Raw genomic sequence first — 17,572 nt, 5'->3', positions numbered from 1 at the left:
TTCCTTGCCTGGAGGGATGGCGATGTGTCGGGTGTCGACGTCAGCCCGTGACCGCGCCGAGGGCGGCGGACTGGACGAGCTTGGCGTACTTCGCGAGGACTCCGCGGGTGTAGCGCGGGGGCAACGGTTCCCAGCCTGCTCGGCGGGATTCCAGCTCGGCGTCGTCGACCAGTAGGTCGAGCGAGCGAGCCGCGATGTCGACACGGATGCGGTCGCCATCGCGCACGAATGCCACTGGACCTGCGTCCACGGCTTCCGGTGCGATGTGGCCGATGCAGAGGCCGGTTGTGCCGCCTGAGAATCGACCGTCCGTCAACAGTAGTACATCCTTGCCGAGGCCTGCGCCCTTGATGGCCGCTGTGATGGCCAGCATCTCGCGCATGCCCGGTCCGCCCTTGGGTCCCTCGTAGCGGATGACCACGACGTCGCCCTTCTGGATGCGGCCCTCGGTGAGGGCGTCCATCGCGGCACGCTCGCGGTCGAACACCCGCGCAGGCCCCTCGAACACGGAGGCGTCGAAGCCGGCCGTCTTGACGACGGCACCCTCCGGCGCGAACGAGCCCTGCAGGATCGTCAGGCCACCGGTCGCGTGGATCGGGTTGTCGATCTTCCGGAAGACCTCGCCGTCGAGCTCGGGCGGGTCGATCGCCGCCAGGTTCTCGGCGACCGTCTTGCCCGTGACGGTCATGCAGTCGCCGTGCAGCAGGCCGGCCTCGAGCAGGGCCTTCATGATCACCGGGATGCCGCCGTTGCGGTCGACGTCGACCATGACGTACTTGCCGAAGGGCTTCATGTCGGCGAGGTGCGGGACCTTCGAGCCGATGCGGTTGAAGTCGTCGAGGGTGAGCTCGACCTCGGCCTCGTGGGCGATCGCGAGGAGGTGCAGCACGGCGTTCGTCGACCCACCGAGGGCCATGAGCACGGTGATGGCGTTCTCGAAGGCCTCGCGCGTCAGGATCTGCCGGGCGGTCAGTCCCAGGCGGAGCATGTTCACGACGGCTTCGCCCGAGCGGTGCGCGTAGTAGTCGCGGCGGCGGTCGGCACTCGGCGGCGCGGCGGAGCCGGGGAGCGACATGCCGAGCGCCTCGGCCAGGCTCGCCATCGTGTTCGCGGTGTACATGCCACCGCAGGCGCCCTCACCGGGGACGATCGCGCACTCGATCTCCTTGAGCTCTTCCTCGGTCATCGTGCCGGCCTTGCACGCACCGACACCCTCGAAGGAGTCGATGATCGTGACTTCCTTCATCGACCCGTCGGCCTGCTTGACGTAGCCCGGCATGACCGACCCGGCGTAGAGGAACACGCTCGCCAGGTCGAGGCGCGCGGCGGCCATGAGCATGCCCGGCAGGGACTTGTCGCAGCCGGCGAGCAGGACGGTGCCGTCCAGGCGCTCCGCGCTGACGACCGTCTCGACGCTGTCGGCGATGACCTCACGCGACACGAGCGAGAAGTGCATGCCCTCGTGGCCCATCGAGATGCCGTCCGACACGGAGATGGTGCCGAACTGCAGCGGGTACCCGCCGCCGCCGTGGACGCCTTCCTTGGCGCCCTGGGCGAGGCGGTCGAGGGAGAGGTTGCAGGGGGTGATCTCGTTCCAGGACGAGGCGATGCCGATCTGCGGCTTCTCCCAGTCCTCGTCGCCCATCCCGACGGCCCGCAGCATGCCACGCGAAGTGGTTGCTTCGATCCCGTCGGTGACGACCCTGCTGCGCGGCTTCACGTCGATGTCAGGCATGTCCAGAGTCTAGGACCGTTTGGGATACCAGTGGCGCAACACCATGCGTCTGCATCGTGTTGCGCCCTCGGTCAGCGCGTGGCCCGGAGTCGTCCGAGCTGCTTGAGCACGTCGGTCAGGGCTGCCGGATCGGCGACACGGTGGGCGGCCAGGGTGTCCCCCTCCCCCACTTTCACGCCGACGTCGCCGTCGCGGAGCACCCGGAAGCCGTCCTCGTCGGTCACGTCGTCGCCGGCGAAGAACACCGCGTCCGCTCCTCGGAGCTCCCGGAGGCGGTCGATCGCGTCGCCCTTCGTGACGTGGCGGACCGCGAACTCGAGGATGTCCTTGCCCCCGCGCTCGAGCACGCCGGGGTCGGCGTCGTGCGCGGCACGGCTCGCCTCGGCGTTCGTCGCGGCGGCCTCCTCCGCGCTCACCCGCCGGGTGTGCACACCGTGGCCCGCCGGCTTGTGCTCGATGACGACGCCGGGGTGGCGGGCACCGACCGCGTCGAGTGCAGCGCCGATCCGGGCGACCCTGGCGGTCTCTTCTTCGGTCAGCGCGGCTTCGTCGTGGCCGTCGACACGCCACTCGACGCCGTGCGAGCCGATCAGCGCCATGGTCTCCGGCGCGTGGGACACCGCTGCCAGGCTGCCGAGCGGCCGTCCGGACACGAGCACGACCTCCGTGTCCCGCGCGCGCTGCAGGGTGAGGACGGCGGCCCAACTGCCGGGCAGCGCACCCACCCGTGCGGGGTCGTCGGCGAAGGGCGCGAGCGTGCCGTCGAAGTCGAGCGCCACGAGCAGTCGCGGCGCAGCCGCGAGCGTCTCGAGCGCCTGGACGAGACCGGTCTCCGTCGTCCGGTCAGGCATCGCGGTCCTCCCGGGTGTCCTCGGCGGCGCGCGCGGTCTGGGCGTCCTGGTCGAAGATCGACGTGCCGTCGGTCGGCGCCTCGCGGTGCGGCTCCCCCTGGTCGGCTGCGTCCGGGTCGATCTGGGCACTCTTCGGCGCATGGCGGTCGAGCGCTTCGAGGAACGAGCGGGACCAGCGCGCCACGTCGTTGTCCCGCACGCGCTTGCGGAGGGCCCGCATGCGCGTCGAGCGCTCCCGTCGGGGCATCTCGATCGCGCGCTGGATGGAGTCCTTCAGCGCCCCGATGTCGTGCGGGTTGACGATGACGGCCTGCTTGAGCTCGTCGGCGGCACCGGCGAACTCGGAGAGGATGAGCACGCCGTCGTTGTCGAAGCGACTCGCGACGTACTCCTTCGCGACGAGATTCATGCCGTCGCGGAGCGCCGTGACGAGCATGATGTCGGCGGCGAGGTAGAGCGCCACCATCTCCTCGCGGGGGTAGCCGTGGTGCAGGTACGAGATCGGCTGGTGGCCGATGACGCCGAGGTCGCCGTTGATGCGTCCCACGGTGAGCTCGATCTCGTCGCGGAGCATCCGGTAGGTGTCGACGCGTTCCCGGCTCGGGCTGGCGACCTGGATGAGCGCGGCGTCCTCCACCGCGAGGCGGCCGTCCTCGACGAGCTCGCCGAACGCCTTGATGCGGTGGCGGATGCCCTTCGTGTAGTCGAGCCGGTCGACGCCGAGCAGGACGGTCGCGGGGTTGCCGAGACCGTCACGGATCTCCTTCGCGCGCTGCTGCACCTCGGGACGGCGGGCGATCTCCTCGAAACTCTCGGCGTCGATCGAGATCGGGAAGTGCCGGGCCTCGACGTGCCGGACGGTGACGCCCTTGCGGCTCCGCGGTGCCTGCGGGTCGTCCACCGGGACGTCGACGATCGAGCCCTTCGTCGTGTAGCCCTTGATGTGCCGCACCGCACGGAGGAAGTCGCTCGCGTCGTCCTGCCGCTGGAACCCGATGACGTCCGCACCGAGCAGGCCGTCCAGGATCTGCGCGCGCCAGGGCAGCTGGGCGTAGATGCCGACCGGCGGGAACGGGATGTGGTTGAAGAACCCGATCGTCAGGTCGGGACGCAGGGTGCGCAGGAGCGCCGGCACGAGCTGCAGCTGGTAGTCCTGCACCCAGACGATGCCGTCCTGCTCGGCGATCTCGGCAACCTGCTCCGCGAAGCGCTGGTTCACACGCTTGTACGCGTTCCACCAGTCGCGGTGGTAGCTCGGGTGCTCGATGACGTCGTGGTACAGGGGCCACAGTGTGTCGTTGCTGAAGCCCTCGTAGTACTCCTGCACGTCGTCCGCGCTGAGCGGGACCGGGACGATGTGGATGCCCTCGTTGTCGAACGGCTCGACCGTGACGTCCGGCTGGCCGACCCACCCCACCCAGGCCCCGTCGTTCTGGCGCATCACCGGCTCGAGCGCCGTGACCAGGCCGCCGGGAGAGTGCCGCCAGCCCTCCGAACCGTCCTCCTCGACCACCCGGTCGACGGGCAGTCGGTTCGAGGCGACGATGAATGCGTACCGGGTGCTGTCCGTGCGGTCTGCGGGCATGGGTGGCGGGTGCTCCGTTCCTGCCCGGCGGCCTGCCGGGGCGTCGACCCCGAAACTACCAGCGACCGGTCGACCGGGCTGAGCGGATGTTCACGGACGGGCACCGGAGCGCCCAGACCGTCGGGTGCCACCGGACCGCCTCACTAGGCTCGCCCCATGGTGAGCACGCGCTGCTGGCAGGACGGGTCGCCGGCGGAGCAGGACTTCCCGGTCGGACACGTGTCGGAACTGGTCGCCCGCGACGGCGCCTTCGTCTGGGTCGACTTCACGGATCCGACACCGGCCGACCTCGAGCAGGTCGAGGGCGAGCTCGGCATCCACGCCCTCGCCGTCGAGGACGCCGTGGAGCGCGGGCAACGCCCGAAGCTCGACCGGTACCGGGACAGCCTGTTCCTCGTCGTCTACGACGCGCACGGCCCCGGCGAGGACGGTGGACTCGTCACCCACGAGGTGAAGGCGTTCGTCACCTCCCACGCGCTCGTGACGATCCACGGCGCCGACTTCGACACCTCCGCGGTCCAGCGCCGGTGGGACGCCAACAGCGACCTCGCCGACCACGGGGTCCCGTGGCTGCTGTGGGGCCTGCTCGACACGGTCGTCGACCACGCCACGAGCGTCCTCGAGACGATCGAGCGGGACATCGACGCGCTCGAGGACGACCTGTTCGAGAACGGGGACCCGCGCGAGCAGCAAATCCAGCGGCGCTCGTTCCGGCTCCGGAAGGCGCTCGGCGTGCTGCGCCGGCTCGTCGTCCCCACCCGGGACAGCGTGGGGTCGCTGCTGCACGGTGACGCCGAGACGATCGTCGACGGGGTCCGCCCGTACTTCCGCGATGTGGAGGACCACCTCGTGTCGATCGCGGACACCGTCGAGCAGCAGCGCGACGCGGTCTCCAGCGTCCTGGAGACGAACCTGAACCTGGCGTCGAACCGGCAGAACACCGTCATGAAGAAGGTGACGAGCTGGGCGGCGATCATTGCCATCCCGACCGGCATCACGAGCTTCTTCGGGCAGAACGTGGAGTTCCCCGGCGAGGGCGAGTGGAGCGGGCTGTGGGCGTCGCTCGCGCTCACCGTGGTGACGTCGCTGGTCCTCTACCGGTCGTTCAAGCACCGCGACTGGCTCTGAGTGCCGGCACCGCGAGCGCGCCGGGCACGACGGATCAGATCTGCAGCGCCAGCACGCCCGCGACGACGGTGAGCGGCGCGACCACGCACCCGAGGGCGATGTAGCGCCCCCACGAAAGGTGGATGCCCTCGGCCGTGAGCCGCGCGTGCCACAGCAGCGTCGCGAGCGAGGCCCACGGCGTGATGAGACACCCGGCGTTCACGCCGACGAGCAGCGCCGCGTACCGCAGGGCCTCGTGCCCCGCGGCCGGTTCGAGCACCAGGTAGGCGGGCAGGTTGTCGATCGCGTTCGCCGCGACGGCCCCTGCCCCGCCGAGGAGCAGCAGCGGACCGGTCCCGGTGCCCCCGCCGACCGCCTGGACGATCGGGTCGGTGACCCCGGTGGCGTGCAGGGTCTCGACGACGACGAAGAGCCCGGCGGCGAACACGAGCGTGGACCAGGGCACGCGGGACGGCCTGAGCTCCGAGGGTGCCCGCCACGCCGCGACCCCGATGAGCACGAGCGCCGCGAGGACGGCGGCGACCCAGACCTCGACCCCCGCGGTCAGGGCCACGACCAGGGCGACGAGGACGACGGACGCCGCCCAGGAGAAGACCGGATCGGACGCCTTCCGCAGCCCGACCGGCGTGTAGCGCCCGAACAGCGAGCGACGGAACACCACGAGCAGCACCGCGCAGGGCACGACGACCCCGGCGAGCGCCGCCCACACCATCAACCGGGCGAACGGCAGCGGCCCGTCGAGTCCGATGCCGTCCACCGCGAGCAGGTTCGTCAGGTTCGACACCGGCAGCAGCAGCGATGCCGTGTTCGCGAGCCAGACGGTGGTGAGGGCGAAGGGCATCGGCGGCAGCCCGACCCGGCGCGCGAGCGTGATGACGATCGGTGTCAACAGGACCGCGGTGGTGTCGATCGACAGGAACACCGTGCACACCACGGCGAGCACGACGACCGCGGCCCACAGGCCGATCGTCCGTCCGCCGCCGATCCGCGCGGCGAGGTCGGCGAGCCGGTCGAAGACGCCCGCGTCCGCGGCGAGCTCGGAGACGATCGTCAGCCCGAGGACGAAGCCGAGCACCGGCAGGACCCGCTCCGCGAGCGCCGCGAGTTCGGGCAGCGGCAGCAACCCGAGGGCGACGCACACCGCCCCGACGGCGAGCAGGACGGCTCCGATGACGGCTTGGCGCACGATGCGACTCCTTGCTGGGATGGCCGGCGGTCCCTGTGCGCCCGGCGGCGCTCCAATGTACCGCCCGGTAACGTGGGCCGGACGACGACAGGAGGAACCCGTGCGGAAGTTCATGTTCAGCGGTGCGGTGTGGGGCTCGCTCATCAGCGGCTACAGCGTGCTGCAGACGACCAGGCGTGGACCGCGCGACTGGCGGCTCGCCCTGACCTGGGTGGCCTGGCTCTCGACCACGATCGTGGCGGTCGGCACGGTCGTCGAGGACGACCGCGCGGTGAAGGCGAAGCAGCGCGCAGCACGCTGACGGCACCACACGACGGACGGGAGGCCCGCTACCAGCTGGTAGCGGGCCTCCCGTCCGTCATGGGACAGCTGGTCAGCGCCGCTCGGGCGGGACGTCCTCGGCGCGGATGCCCGAGGTCTGGATCGGGCCGGTGAACAGGGCGGAGCGTTCGTCGCCCTCACCGAACAGCTGGGAGTCGTTCTCGCTCCGCGGCCGGCGCGGTGCCGCGGGCTCCTGCACCGGGTCGGTGAGCTGGACGCGCTGCAGCGGCAGTGCCTCCGGGTGCTGGCGCTGCATCCACTCCACCATCTCCTCGCGGACGTAGCACCGGAGGTCGAACAGGCCGCCGGCATCGGGCGCGGTGACGAGGATGCGGACGCGCACCAGTCCCCCGACGGCGTCCGTGACCTGCAGCACCTTGGTGCGGCCGTCCCAGATCGTGCTCGTCTCGAGGATGCGGTCGAGCTCTTCGCGCATCTCCGACGGGCTCACCCGCCAGTCGAGGTCGAACTCGACCGCACCGAGCAGCTCGCTGCCCGTGCGGGTCCAGTTCTCGAACGGGGTGCTCGTGAAGTAGGTCGAGGGCAGCACGAACCGCCGGTCGTCCCACAGGTGCACGACCACGTAGGTGAGGGTGATCTCCTCGATCCGGCCCCACTGCGTCTCCACCACCACGACGTCGTCGACCCGGATCGAGCCGGAGAAGGCGAGCTGCATGCCCGCGAAGACGTTCCCGAGCATCGACTGCGCGGCGAGACCGGCGATCACCGAGAGGAGCCCGGCGCTCGCCAGGACGCTCGCGCCGGCGGCCTCCACCCCGGGGAAGGTGAGCAGGATCGCACCGACGGCGATGATGACGAGGACGGCGACGGTGAGTCGCCGGATGATGAGCACCTGCGTTCGCACCCGGCGGGCGACCCGGTTGTCGGGGACGTCCACGCGGTACTTGTGCAGCCCGAGGCTCTCGAGGAAGATCGCGAGCTCGCAGGCCAACCAGCACCCGACGCCGATCATCGCGATGAGGAAGACGTGCGACACCTCGTCCCGCCACGGGAACCGGTCGGCGTCGCGCGGGATGCTCGTGCTGAACGCCGTCCAGAGCATGGCGAGGAGCAGGGTGGTGCGGGTCGGGTGCTTCGTGCGCCGGGAGAGCGCGGCCGCCCAGCGTTCCCGCCGACCGAGCGCCCGGAAGACCAGGTGCAGGACGAGTGACGCGACGGCCGTGACGAGCAGGGCGATCCCGATCGCGACGAGGAGTCGGAGGAAGATGTCCATCCGTCCATCGTGGTGGGTCCCGCGTCACTCGTCGTCCAGGCGGCGGCCAGGGAGCGGGCCGCGGGAAGGCCATCGGGCGCGGTGGGACGAGGTGCGGAGGCCGCAGGGCGCCCGGGTCGGACGTGCGGCGGTAGCGTGTCGGCCATGACAGCGAAGAACGACACGGGGGTCGACCGCGCTCCGGCGAACGACTTCTCGCACGAGCAGGAGGGCTACCAGCACGGGCTGAAGCCCCGGCAACTGCAGATGATCGCCATCGGTGGCGCGATCGGGACGGGCCTGTTCCTCGGTGCCGGTGGCCGGCTCCACACCGCCGGTCCCGCCCTCGCGGTGACGTACCTGATCGCGGGCGTGTTCGCCTTCTTCATCCTCCGGGCACTCGGGGAGCTCGTGCTGCACCGGCCCTCCTCCGGGTCGTTCATCTCGTACGCCCGCGAGTTCTACGGCGAGAAGTTCGCCTACGCGGCCGGGTGGATGTACTTCCTCAACTGGGCGATGACCTCGATCGTGGACACGACGGCCGTCGCGGTCTACTTGAAGTACTGGTCGGCGTTCACCGCGGCCCCGCAGTGGCTCCTCGCACTCATCGCCCTGGTCGTCGTCCTGGCCGCGAACATGGTCGCGGTGAAGGTGTTCGGCGAACTCGAGTTCTGGTTCGCGCTCATCAAGGTCGCCGCGCTCGTCGCGTTCCTGGTCGTCGCGATCGTCTGGCTCGTCTTCGCGTTCCCGGTGGAGACCGGCGGCGAGGCGGTCCGGACCGGCTTCTCGATCTGGGGCGACAACGGCGGGCTCCTGCCGAACGGCGTCCTGCCGGCCGTCCTCGTCATCCAGGGCGTCGTGTTCGCCTACGCCGCGATCGAGCTCGTCGGCACCGCGTCGGGCGAGACCCAGGACACCGAGAAGGTCATCCCGCGCGCGATCAACTCCGTCGTCTTCCGCATCGCGGTCTTCTACGTCGGCTCGATCGTCCTCCTGTCGATCCTGCTGCCGTACACGGCGTACAAGGAGGGCGAGAGCCCCTTCGTCACGTTCTTCTCGTCGATCGGGAACCCGCAGGTGGGGGTCGTCGTCGGGTCGATCATGAACTTCGTCGTGCTCACCGCGGCGCTGTCGTCCCTGAACGCCGGGCTGTACTCGACCGGCCGCGCGCTGCACTCGATGGGCATGAACGGCTCGGCGCCGAAGTGGACCACGAAGATGTCGAAGGGCGGCGTGCCGTACGCCGGCATCCTGCTCACCGCGGCCTTCACCGTCGCCGGTGTCGTCCTGAACTACTTCGTGCCGGGACAGGCGTTCGAGATCGCCCTGAACATCGCCAGCCTCGGCATCATCACGGCGTGGGGCACGATCATCCTCTGCCAGATGAAGCTGCGACAGTGGGCCAAGCAGGGGCTGGCGAAGGAACCGACGTTCCGGCTGCCCGGGGCTCCCGTCACGAGCTGGCTGACGCTGGCGTTCCTCGCGTCGGTGATCGTGCTCATGGCGATCGACTACCCGGTCGGGACGTACACGATCGCCTCGCTGGTCGTCGTCATCCCGCTGCTGGTCGTCGGTTGGTTCCTGCAGCGTGACCGGATCCTCCGCATCGCCTCGCTGCGCCAGGGCGTCACCGGTCCGTACCCGATCACCGGCCGCGACCCGGCCGCGCAGGTGCGGCGGTCCACCGAGCACACGGACGGCGACGGCCGCAGCTGACCCCCCGACGTGGCACGGGTCCGGCACCCGCCGGTACGATCAGCGGGTGCCGGACTCTCCTGTTCTCCCGACGCTCGACCTGCAGCACACCTGGCGTGGCGCCACGTGCCGGGTGCGGGTGTTCCGTGACCGGGTCACCGCGGAGACGAGCTTCGAGCGCGACGCGCTGCTCCCGGTACCGATGGACGCCGTGCAGGGGTGGCGGATCGAGGAGTGCGACGACGACGCGGTCTGCGTCGAGTTCGTCACGCCGGACGACGTTTGGCGGGTGTTGCTCTCCCCCGCCGACGAGGCGGTCGCCGACGTCGCGTTGCGCTCGGCGCTCGGTGCGCCGCTCCCGCCCGCCCCTGCCGGCGACGTCGCTACGACGCGGGCGGGCGGGCGTCAGACCAGCAGCAGCACCGCGGCGAGCACGGAGGCCACCGCGATCACCAGCGCGATGAGCAGCAGCACGAAGTGCACGCGCCAGAACGTCGTCGGGCGGCCCGCGGCGTCCCGGGCGCGGGAGTCCTTCGCGACGCGCTGGAAGAAGCGCGGCCACGCGACCACGTTGAAGACGGCGCCGACGATCAGGACCACTGCAGCGAAGACGAGCACCCGACGATCCTACGCCCGGGCCTCGGCCGCCCCCCACGACCGGCCGAGACCCGCGACCACACCGGGTGTAGCACGTGCTACAGAGCGTACACGACCGGGTGGTCGGGCCCGGGGTCAGGTGCCCGCGAGGACCGCTTCCGCCTCGGCCAGCGCTGCCTGGTCGGCCGGGCTGAGCGGTGTGCGGTGTCGACGGGCGCCGTCGTTCACCTCGACGATGAGACGGCTGAGCCGGGTCGCGGGGTCGTCGGAGTCGGGGTACTCGTTGTCGGTGCCGAGTCGGGCGTGGACCGGTTCGAGACGGCGGAGGGCATCCTGCAGCGCCCGGGTCCGTCTGCTCTGCCAGAGCCGGTGGCCGAGAACGAGCAGGAGCATGCCGGATGCGACGAGCAGCACCGCGCCCGGTGTCGTGACGTCGTACGGCAGGGCGAGCGCCCGCGTGACGTCGATCCGGCCGGCGACGTGGGCCAGGTCCATCACCGCGACGACCACCATGCGGACGACGCCGAAGACCCCGCCGGCGACGAGCGCCCACAGGCCGACTCGGTCCGGACCGGTCCGGGCCTCCCGGATGCGCAGCACGCAGATGAGCCCGGTGGCGCCGAGGGCGACGCCCAGGTACGTCGTCTGCACGATCGAGTAGACCGCCGCGAGGGGCTGCGCACCGACGGCGAGCATGAACGTCGTGGTCGTCGGGACCGGGTCGAGCAGCACGAACGCCGTCACGACGGCGACGACCACGACGGAGCACGACGCGACGACCGCCCTGCGCATCCACGGCCGTGCCGCTCCCACGGCCTTCGCGACGCCCCAGAGCAGCGTGCTCGTCCCCGCCGCCATCAGGACGTCGCACACGAGTGTCAAGACGTTCCGTCCGCCGAGCAGCGGGTCGACGGCGCGGTACAGGGGGTCGACGCCGGCGACGACCGTGCCCGAGAACAGCAGGAACGTCAGTGCCAGCGTCCGGTCCTGCCCGCGTTGCACGACGGAGAGGACGACCGCCCCGACGACGAGCAGGACCGCCTGGACGACGGCGAGGATCACCCGAAGACCCCGCGGAACGCACTCGGACGTTCGCGGTGGCCGCGGATCAGCTGCGCGAGCCGGTCGGCGAAGAGCTCGGCCTCGCGTTCGTACTCGTTCTCGAAGAGGCCGCGGGCGAGGGCCCGTTCGACCTTGTACTCGGGCAGGTCCGGGATGAGGCTCCGGATGGCGGCGGCCTGCGGCGCGGTCTCGTGGTGTCCGTGCAGGACGTGGCCGAGCTCGTGTCCGATGACGAACGCGCGGAAGGTCGGGGACGGCGTCGGGGAGATCATCACGAGGTGACGGTGCTCCAGCGTCGCGACGAAGCCGCACACCGGCTCGTCGGCCAGGAACGACTCCTCACGGACGGTGATCGGCTTGCCGACGAGGTCCTCGGCCGCCGCGACGGCGTCGTCGATCCCGGTCCAGCCCGCGTCCTCGCCCAGCTGCCAGAACCGGTCGACCAGCGTCGGCGCGGTCACACCGCACCGCCGCTGCGCGACTCCTGCTCGATGACCTCGGCGATGCGGCGGAGGGCCTCCGGCGAGAGTTCACCGGGGAAGGTCCGCGCTGCGAAACCGCTCACCCGGGCCGAACGGACGGCCCGCACGAGGGCGAGTTGCGCGCCGATGCGCTCGGGCAGTTCACTGTCCTCGAGCAGGAAACGGTCGTCGACCTCGAAGAAGCCCGCGAGCAGGCGCAGCAGCTGGGTGTCGCTGTTCCGCCGCCCGTCACCGGAAACCATGTAGGTCCACTTCGCGCGCGAGAGCGAACCGCCGCCGTCGGCCACGTACTGCTCGATCTCCGCGAAGGGCACGGGTGCACCACGCTGCGACTCCTCGAAGTCGAGCAGCAGGTTGAGCCGTCGCGCGAGCTCCCCCGCGTCGAGCACGCCGCCCTTCGGCACCGATCCCGTCATCGTCGCCCCCTTCGATCCCGTGCCCGACCACCCTACTGCGCCACTACCCTCGGACGGGTGTCCCGCCGGTACCCCGCTTCCATCGCCGGCCCGGTCGAGCACGAGATCGTCGTGTCGCGCTCCCGGTTCGTCACCCTCGCGCACCCCGCCGCGGACGCGGCGGCGGCGGAGGCCGTCATCGCGGACGTCCGCCGTCGCTCGTGGGACGCCCGGCACCACTGCACCGCGATGGTCACCGGCGTCCTCGGAGACCAGGCCCGGTCCTCCGACGACGGTGAACCCTCGGGCACCGCGGGCGTCCCGATGCTCGAGGTCCTCCGTCGGCGGGACCTCACCGACGTCGTCGTGGTCGTCAGCCGGTGGTTCGGCGGCGTGAAGCTCGGTGCCGGTGGGCTGGTCCGGGCCTACTCGACCTCGGTGTCCGAGACGCTTGACCGGGCGGAGGTCGTCCGCCGCGCCGCCCGGACGCAGGTGACCGTAGCGGTCCCGCACGCCGACGCGGGACGGGTGGACAACGCCCTGCGCGCGTGGGTGCAGCGGCACGACGCCACCTCCGGCGCGACGGTCTACGGCGCGGAGGCGACGTTCGAGGTGTGGGTGCCGACCGACGGGATCGCAGAACTCCGGGCGGAGTTGGCGGCGGTGTCGTCGGGCGGGCTCGATGCGGTGGTCGGCGAGGAGCGAGTGGTGGAGCTGTCCGACGGGTGACGCAGCGCCGGCGGCTGGGCCGTCCGGTCGAGATGGTGACCGGAACCGGGTCGGGCGTGTCGGGCACGACGGTCTCGCGAGGCACGGTGCGTGGAACGCCGGTAGGACGACGAAGACCCCGACCGGATCGGTCGGGGTCTTCGGTTGGTGCACCCCCTCGGACTTGAACCGAGAACCCACTGATTAAGAGTCAGTTGCTCTGCCAATTGAGCTAGAGGTGCGTGGTGTGGAGTTGTCCTGCCGCTTCGGCGTGCGCCCCGCGACGGGAATCAACAATAGCATGACTTCTGCGTGCCGTTGACCACTCGCGGCACCGGACGAACAGGAGCCCCACTTGAGCGACCGTCTCGCCGCCGGCGACACCGCCCCCGACTTCACCCTCCCCGACCAGGACGGCACCGAGCACGCGCTCGCGGACCTCCGCGGACGGAAGGTGATCGTGTACTTCTACCCCGCGGCGTCCACCCCGGGCTGCACCACCGAGGCCTGCGACTTCCGCGACAACATGTCGTCGCTCCAGGCCGCCGGCTACGAGGTCCTCGGCGTCTCGAAGGACGAGCTGCCCGCCCTGCAGCGCTTCCACTCCGAGCAGGCCCTGAGCTTCCCGCTGCTGAGCGACCCCGATCTCGCCGTACACCGCGCGTACGGGGCATGGGGTGAGAAGAACAACTACGGCAAGATCGTCACCGGCACCATCCGGTCGACGATCGTCGTCGACGAGGAGGGCCGCGTCCAGCTGCCGCTCTACAACGTCAAGGCCACCGGCCATGTGGCGAGCCTGCGGAAGAAGCTCGGCCTGGTCTGACGGCCCGCCTCCCGGTGCTGCTCGGGCCCGGTGCTGCTCGGGCCCGTCGCCGCTCAGTCCCGGCGCACGAGTGCCGCGGTCACCGGCCGGCTGAGCACGAGCGTGATGCCGAGCAGCGCCGGGATGAGCAGCGCCCACCCGACGGACGCCACCCGCGACTCGCCCTGGAACGCCCCGATCGCAAGGGCACCCTGCAGGACCTGCCAGACGACCACACCGCTGCGCACCCAGGCGCGTCCGCGGCGGAGCCCGGCCACCATCGCGCCGAGCCAGACGGTCGCGAGGACCGCGAGCACGAGCAGGGCGATCCCGGACGCGATGCCCGCTGCCGGGGTCGTGAGGAGTTCCACGAGCAGGTAGACCGTCACGGCGGCCATCGCGAGGAACTCGAGCCCGACGACGGCGACGAGCACGAGGAGTGCAGCGGGCCGCCTCCGGGGGACGAGTTCGTCGTCCGTGGTGGTGTCAGGCACAGCGATCCTCCAGCAGTGAAACCCTTGATTTGGCCATACCAGTATGGAACGATGTCCGAGGTCGTTTGGACGGCACGATGTGGTGTACGTCTCCCGTGGTTCGACGCTCCTCCCCCGAGCGTTCCGCGGGCGTCGAACTCTCCCCGCGCGGGCTCCTCCCCCACAGGAAGCCTCCCGTACGTCACATGAGCATGTGCAGAGTCCCGATCCCCCGAGCCACGGCCGCGGCCTGCCGTTCGAGCATCTACCGCAAGGAGCACCACACATGGACTGGCGTGACCAGGCTGCCTGCCTCACCGCAGACCCCGAGCTCTTCTTCCCCGTCGGGAACACCGGCCCGGCCGTCGACCAGATCGAGAAGGCCAAGTCGGTCTGCGCTCGGTGCACCGTGACCGAGATGTGCCTGCAGTACGCCCTCGAGAACAACCAGGACTCCGGTGTCTGGGGCGGCCTCAGCGAGGACGAGCGTCGCGCGCTCAAGCGCCGCGCAGCCCGCGCCCGCCGCGCCTCCTGACCGCGCACACCTGACGGGAGAGCCCGCCATCCCTCCGGGTGGCGGGCTCTCCTGCGTCCGGCCCGTGGCACTGTGCCGCAGGGACACCGCGGAACGCCTGGAGGCCCGCACCTCCTCCGCCGGACCGGGTGCGGGCCTCCAGGCCGTCGCGGACGACCGCGAGCGGTCAGGCGGTCGCTGCCGGTGCGGCCGTGAGCCAGCGGAACGGGATCGAGATGGTCACCTCGGTGCCGCTGCCCGTGAGGGTGTGCCAGTCGATCGTGCCGCCGAGTTCGCCCTGGATGAGGGTGCGGACGATCTGCGTCCCGAGCCCCGACCCGACCTTGCCCTCCGGCAGGCCGACGCCGTTGTCGCGGACCTGGATCTCGATGTGGTCGTCGTGCCGGTTCGCCACGATCTCGACCTCGCCGTCGCGCCCGTCGAGCCCGTGCTCCACGGCGTTGGTGACGAGTTCGGTGAGACCGAGCGCGAGCGGGGTCGCGGCCTCGGACGGCAGCACACCGAACTCCCCCGTCTTCTTCGGGTGCACGGTCGTGTTGTGCGACGCCGCGACCTCGGTCACGAGCTTGAGGACCGAGTCGAACACCTCGTCGAAGTCGACGGTCTGGCTGAGCCCCGTCGACAGGGTGTCGTGCACGACGGCGATGGCGGCCACGCGCCGCATCGCGTTCTGCAGGGAGGTCCGCGCCTCGTCCGAGTGCGTGCGCCGGGCCTGGATCCGCAGGAGGGACGCCACCGTCTGCAGGTTGTTCTTGACGCGGTGGTGGATCTCACGGATCGTCGCGTCCTTGGTGATGAGCTCGCGCTCCTGGTGCCGCATCTCGGTGACGTCGCGGCAGAGGACGACGGCGCCGATGCGGGCACCCTGGTCGCGGAGCGGGATCGACCGGAGGGTCACGGTGACGCCCTTCGCCTCGATGTCGGCCCGCCACGGAGCGCGGCCGGTGACCACGAGCGGCAGGGACTCGTCGACGTCGAGCTGCGCACCGAGCAGCTCCGTCGTGACCTCGGCCAGGGACTTGCGCTCGAGTTCGCCCTCGAAGCCCATCCGGTTGAACGCGCTGAGACCGTTCGGGCTCGCGAACGTGACCACGCCGTCGGTGTCGAGGCGGAGGAGACCGTCACTGGCACGGGGCGCACCACGGCGGGGGCCAGCGGGTGCGCCGAGGTCCGGGAAGTCGCCGGTGGCGATCATGCCGAACAGGTCGTTCGCGCTCGCGGTGAAGTTGAGCTCCTGACGGCTCGGCGTGCGCGACTCGTCCTGGTTGGAGTGGCGGGTCACGACGGCGATCGGCCGCTCGGTGGTCTCGGCGCTCTTCGCGGTCAGGCGTCGGAGCACCGGGATGGCCCGGACGCGGGTCGGGGTGTCCTCGTACCAGTCGGGCTCGGCCGAGTCGACGACGCGGCTCCCGGTGAAGCTCTGGGTGACCTGGTCGCGCCACTCCTCGCGGATCTCCTGCCCGACGATGTCGCGGTAGAACAGCGTCGCCGCCGAGGACGGCCGGGCGTGGGCGACGGCCACGAAGGACGACCCGTCGGCGGTCGGTACCCAGAGGACCATGTCGGCGAAGGACAGGTCGGCCAGCAGCTGCCAGTCGCCGACGAGCAGGTGCAGCCATTCCACGTCGGCTTCGGAGGAACGGCCTTGTGCGAGGACGAGGTCACTGAGGGTCGACACCAGCCAAGTCTAGGTCCGCCGCTGTGTGGAGACGGCGCACTCTCCACAGGCATCACCACTCGGCGAAATGTGATGTTGCACGGCCCAAACGCTCGGCCCTGGAGAAAGGGGGCCGGGGTGACGGACACGGCGCAACGGATCGACGAGGAGCCGGTCGGGAGGCACGACCAGACCGAGGAGGACCGGAGGGACCGCCATCGCGCCGAGGACGAGGGGACGGGCGGCACCCACGTCGTGCCCTCCTCCTCCTCGAGCGTCGTCCGGACGGTCGACCCCGGGGTGGACGTCGGCACGGACGGGACCGGCGCGGCCGTCGGCACGGACGGGACCGGCGCGGCCGTCGGCACGGCCGGGACCGGGGCGGTCCTGAGTCCGTCCGTGACCGGAGCGGTCCTCGGTGCGTCCGGGACCGGAGCGGCCCTGGATCCGTCCGGACCCGCGGCGGTCCTGGATCCGTCCAGGACCGGGGCTGCGCCGGGCCCGGACGAGACGCAGTCGGCTGTCGGTGCGGGTGGCGGCGGCGCGGGCACGGACCTCCCGGACGCCGGCGAGACCGCGCGGTCCCTCGCCCTGTGCGTCGCCGAGATCCTCACCGGCGCCCGTGAGGTCGACACCATCTCGCGGTGGATCACCGACGAGGTGCACCGACACCTGCAGCACCGTGCGGCGGTCGCGGCGCGTGCCCGGTCGGTGTCCCGCCACGCACGGCAGCGTGCGGTCATCCGGGTCGGCGGCGTCGTGCTCGACGGGCCCCGGGACGGCGTCGCCGAGGCGGCCGTGGTCGTCCACACCCGAAGTCGCGCCCGGGCGGTCGCCATCCGGCTCGAGGTCCGCAACGGTCGCTGGCGGGCGACCGCGATCGGGGTGCTCTGAGTGCGCGGAGCCGGGCCCGTCGAGCAGGGTCGACGTCGATCTTCCTGCCGGGCCCGACGCCGCTGCAGGTCCCCGACGCCGCTGCAGGTCCCCGACGCCGGTGCAGGTCCGCGACGCCGATCCCGCTCCCGCTCCCCGCTCCCCGGTCCCGGTGCCGGTCCCACGCCCGGCGCCGGTCCGGGTGTCGGCCGCCCTGCCGGTGCCGGTGCGGGCGCTGGCGCTGGCACCGGCACCGGCACCGTCACCGGCA

At 71.2% G+C, this 17,572-nt stretch carries 18 protein-coding genes and 1 tRNA gene; 7 read left to right on the top strand and 12 right to left on the bottom strand.

Features of this window, described 5'->3' with window-relative positions:
* Window positions 1-40 precede the first annotated feature (40 nt).
* From ilvD to otsA, 3 genes are all read right to left on the bottom strand, one after another.
* The gene (gene ilvD / locus DEJ16_RS11810; protein ID WP_110824467.1) at window positions 41-1,735 is read right to left on the bottom strand and encodes a dihydroxy-acid dehydratase; all 1,695 of its coding nucleotides are present in this window, start codon (window positions 1,733-1,735) and stop codon (window positions 41-43) included.
* A 71-nt stretch (window positions 1,736-1,806) separates the two neighbouring features.
* On the bottom strand, window positions 1,807-2,586 hold the full coding sequence (otsB, locus tag DEJ16_RS11805) for a trehalose-phosphatase (RefSeq protein ID WP_110824468.1): 780 nt from the start codon (window positions 2,584-2,586) through the stop codon (window positions 1,807-1,809).
* Window positions 2,579-4,171: an alpha,alpha-trehalose-phosphate synthase (UDP-forming) gene (gene otsA / locus DEJ16_RS11800; protein ID WP_110824469.1), complete on the bottom strand. Its 1,593-nt coding sequence runs from the start codon at window positions 4,169-4,171 to the stop codon at window positions 2,579-2,581. Before otsA ends, otsB begins: the two co-directional genes overlap by 8 nt.
* Window positions 4,172-4,327: 156 nt before the next feature.
* On the opposite strand from otsA, the gene DEJ16_RS11795 reads away from it, so the two are divergent.
* Window positions 4,328-5,299: a magnesium transporter CorA family protein gene (locus DEJ16_RS11795; protein WP_110824470.1), complete on the top strand. Its 972-nt coding sequence runs from the start codon at window positions 4,328-4,330 to the stop codon at window positions 5,297-5,299.
* 34 nt (window positions 5,300-5,333) lie between these two features.
* Here DEJ16_RS11795 and DEJ16_RS11790 read toward each other — a convergent pair whose 3' ends face one another.
* Entirely contained in the window at window positions 5,334-6,485 is a 1,152-nt protein-coding gene (locus DEJ16_RS11790) for an SLC13 family permease (RefSeq protein WP_110824471.1), read from the bottom strand.
* Window positions 6,486-6,585: 100 nt separating this feature from the next.
* On the opposite strand from DEJ16_RS11790, the gene DEJ16_RS11785 reads away from it, so the two are divergent.
* Complete coding sequence (locus DEJ16_RS11785; protein ID WP_110824472.1) at window positions 6,586-6,786, top strand: hypothetical protein; 201 nt, start codon at window positions 6,586-6,588, stop codon at window positions 6,784-6,786.
* Window positions 6,787-6,858: 72 nt separating this feature from the next.
* On the opposite strand, the gene DEJ16_RS11780 is transcribed toward DEJ16_RS11785, so the two are convergent.
* Window positions 6,859-8,040 carry a mechanosensitive ion channel family protein gene (locus DEJ16_RS11780; protein ID WP_110824473.1) on the bottom strand — a complete coding sequence of 394 codons (1,182 nt, stop codon included), beginning with the start codon at window positions 8,038-8,040 and terminating at the stop codon, window positions 6,859-6,861.
* 144 nt (window positions 8,041-8,184) lie between these two features.
* Here DEJ16_RS11780 and DEJ16_RS11775 point away from each other — a divergent pair, with 144 nt between their 5' ends.
* Window positions 8,185-9,735, top strand: a complete 1,551-nt coding sequence (locus DEJ16_RS11775) for an amino acid permease (RefSeq protein WP_110824474.1) — start codon at window positions 8,185-8,187, stop codon at window positions 9,733-9,735.
* Window positions 9,736-10,119: 384 nt separating this feature from the next.
* Here DEJ16_RS11775 and DEJ16_RS11770 read toward each other — a convergent pair whose 3' ends face one another.
* From DEJ16_RS11770 to DEJ16_RS11755, 4 genes are all read right to left on the bottom strand, one after another.
* Entirely contained in the window at window positions 10,120-10,332 is a 213-nt protein-coding gene (locus DEJ16_RS11770) for an SCO4848 family membrane protein (protein ID WP_110824475.1), read from the bottom strand.
* Between the two features lie 114 nt (window positions 10,333-10,446).
* Window positions 10,447-11,373 carry a hypothetical protein gene (locus DEJ16_RS11765; RefSeq protein ID WP_110824476.1) on the bottom strand — a complete coding sequence of 309 codons (927 nt, stop codon included), beginning with the start codon at window positions 11,371-11,373 and terminating at the stop codon, window positions 10,447-10,449.
* Complete coding sequence (locus DEJ16_RS11760) at window positions 11,370-11,834, bottom strand: ImmA/IrrE family metallo-endopeptidase (protein ID WP_110824477.1); 465 nt, start codon at window positions 11,832-11,834, stop codon at window positions 11,370-11,372. The genes DEJ16_RS11765 and DEJ16_RS11760 overlap by 4 nt, the downstream gene beginning before the upstream one ends.
* Complete coding sequence (locus tag DEJ16_RS11755; protein WP_110824478.1) at window positions 11,831-12,271, bottom strand: hypothetical protein; 441 nt, start codon at window positions 12,269-12,271, stop codon at window positions 11,831-11,833. Before DEJ16_RS11755 ends, DEJ16_RS11760 begins: the two co-directional genes overlap by 4 nt.
* Before the next feature lie 57 nt (window positions 12,272-12,328).
* On the opposite strand from DEJ16_RS11755, the gene DEJ16_RS11750 reads away from it, so the two are divergent.
* Window positions 12,329-12,979: a YigZ family protein gene (locus tag DEJ16_RS11750; protein WP_110824479.1), complete on the top strand. Its 651-nt coding sequence runs from the start codon at window positions 12,329-12,331 to the stop codon at window positions 12,977-12,979.
* Between the two features lie 145 nt (window positions 12,980-13,124).
* Here the strand turns inward: DEJ16_RS11750 and DEJ16_RS11745 are convergent.
* A tRNA-Lys gene (locus DEJ16_RS11745) sits at window positions 13,125-13,200 on the bottom strand.
* A 113-nt stretch (window positions 13,201-13,313) separates the two neighbouring features.
* Between DEJ16_RS11745 and bcp the strand changes: the two genes are divergently transcribed.
* A complete protein-coding gene (bcp, locus tag DEJ16_RS11740; protein WP_110824480.1) occupies window positions 13,314-13,784 on the top strand; it encodes a thioredoxin-dependent thiol peroxidase in 471 nt (156 codons plus the stop codon).
* Between the two features lie 53 nt (window positions 13,785-13,837).
* Here bcp and DEJ16_RS11735 read toward each other — a convergent pair whose 3' ends face one another.
* Window positions 13,838-14,257, bottom strand: coding sequence for a hypothetical protein (locus DEJ16_RS11735; RefSeq protein WP_110824481.1), 420 nt, complete (start codon window positions 14,255-14,257; stop codon window positions 13,838-13,840).
* 265 nt (window positions 14,258-14,522) lie between these two features.
* On the opposite strand from DEJ16_RS11735, the gene DEJ16_RS11730 reads away from it, so the two are divergent.
* Entirely contained in the window at window positions 14,523-14,771 is a 249-nt protein-coding gene (locus tag DEJ16_RS11730; RefSeq protein ID WP_022904217.1) for a WhiB family transcriptional regulator, read from the top strand.
* Between the two features lie 166 nt (window positions 14,772-14,937).
* On the opposite strand, the gene DEJ16_RS11725 is transcribed toward DEJ16_RS11730, so the two are convergent.
* On the bottom strand, window positions 14,938-16,449 hold the full coding sequence (locus DEJ16_RS11725) for a sensor histidine kinase (protein WP_110824482.1): 1,512 nt from the start codon (window positions 16,447-16,449) through the stop codon (window positions 14,938-14,940).
* A gap of 117 nt (window positions 16,450-16,566) precedes the next feature.
* Here DEJ16_RS11725 and DEJ16_RS11720 point away from each other — a divergent pair, with 117 nt between their 5' ends.
* Entirely contained in the window at window positions 16,567-17,322 is a 756-nt protein-coding gene (locus DEJ16_RS11720) for an Rv3235 family protein (protein ID WP_110824483.1), read from the top strand.
* The last annotated feature ends 250 nt before the right edge of the window (window positions 17,323-17,572 follow it).

It is taken from the genome of Curtobacterium sp. MCJR17_055 (genome assembly GCF_003224335.1).
Taxonomy (GTDB): domain Bacteria; phylum Actinomycetota; class Actinomycetes; order Actinomycetales; family Microbacteriaceae; genus Curtobacterium.
Note: the sequence above shows the minus strand (reverse complement) of the source record. Positions and strands in the feature narration are given on the sequence as shown.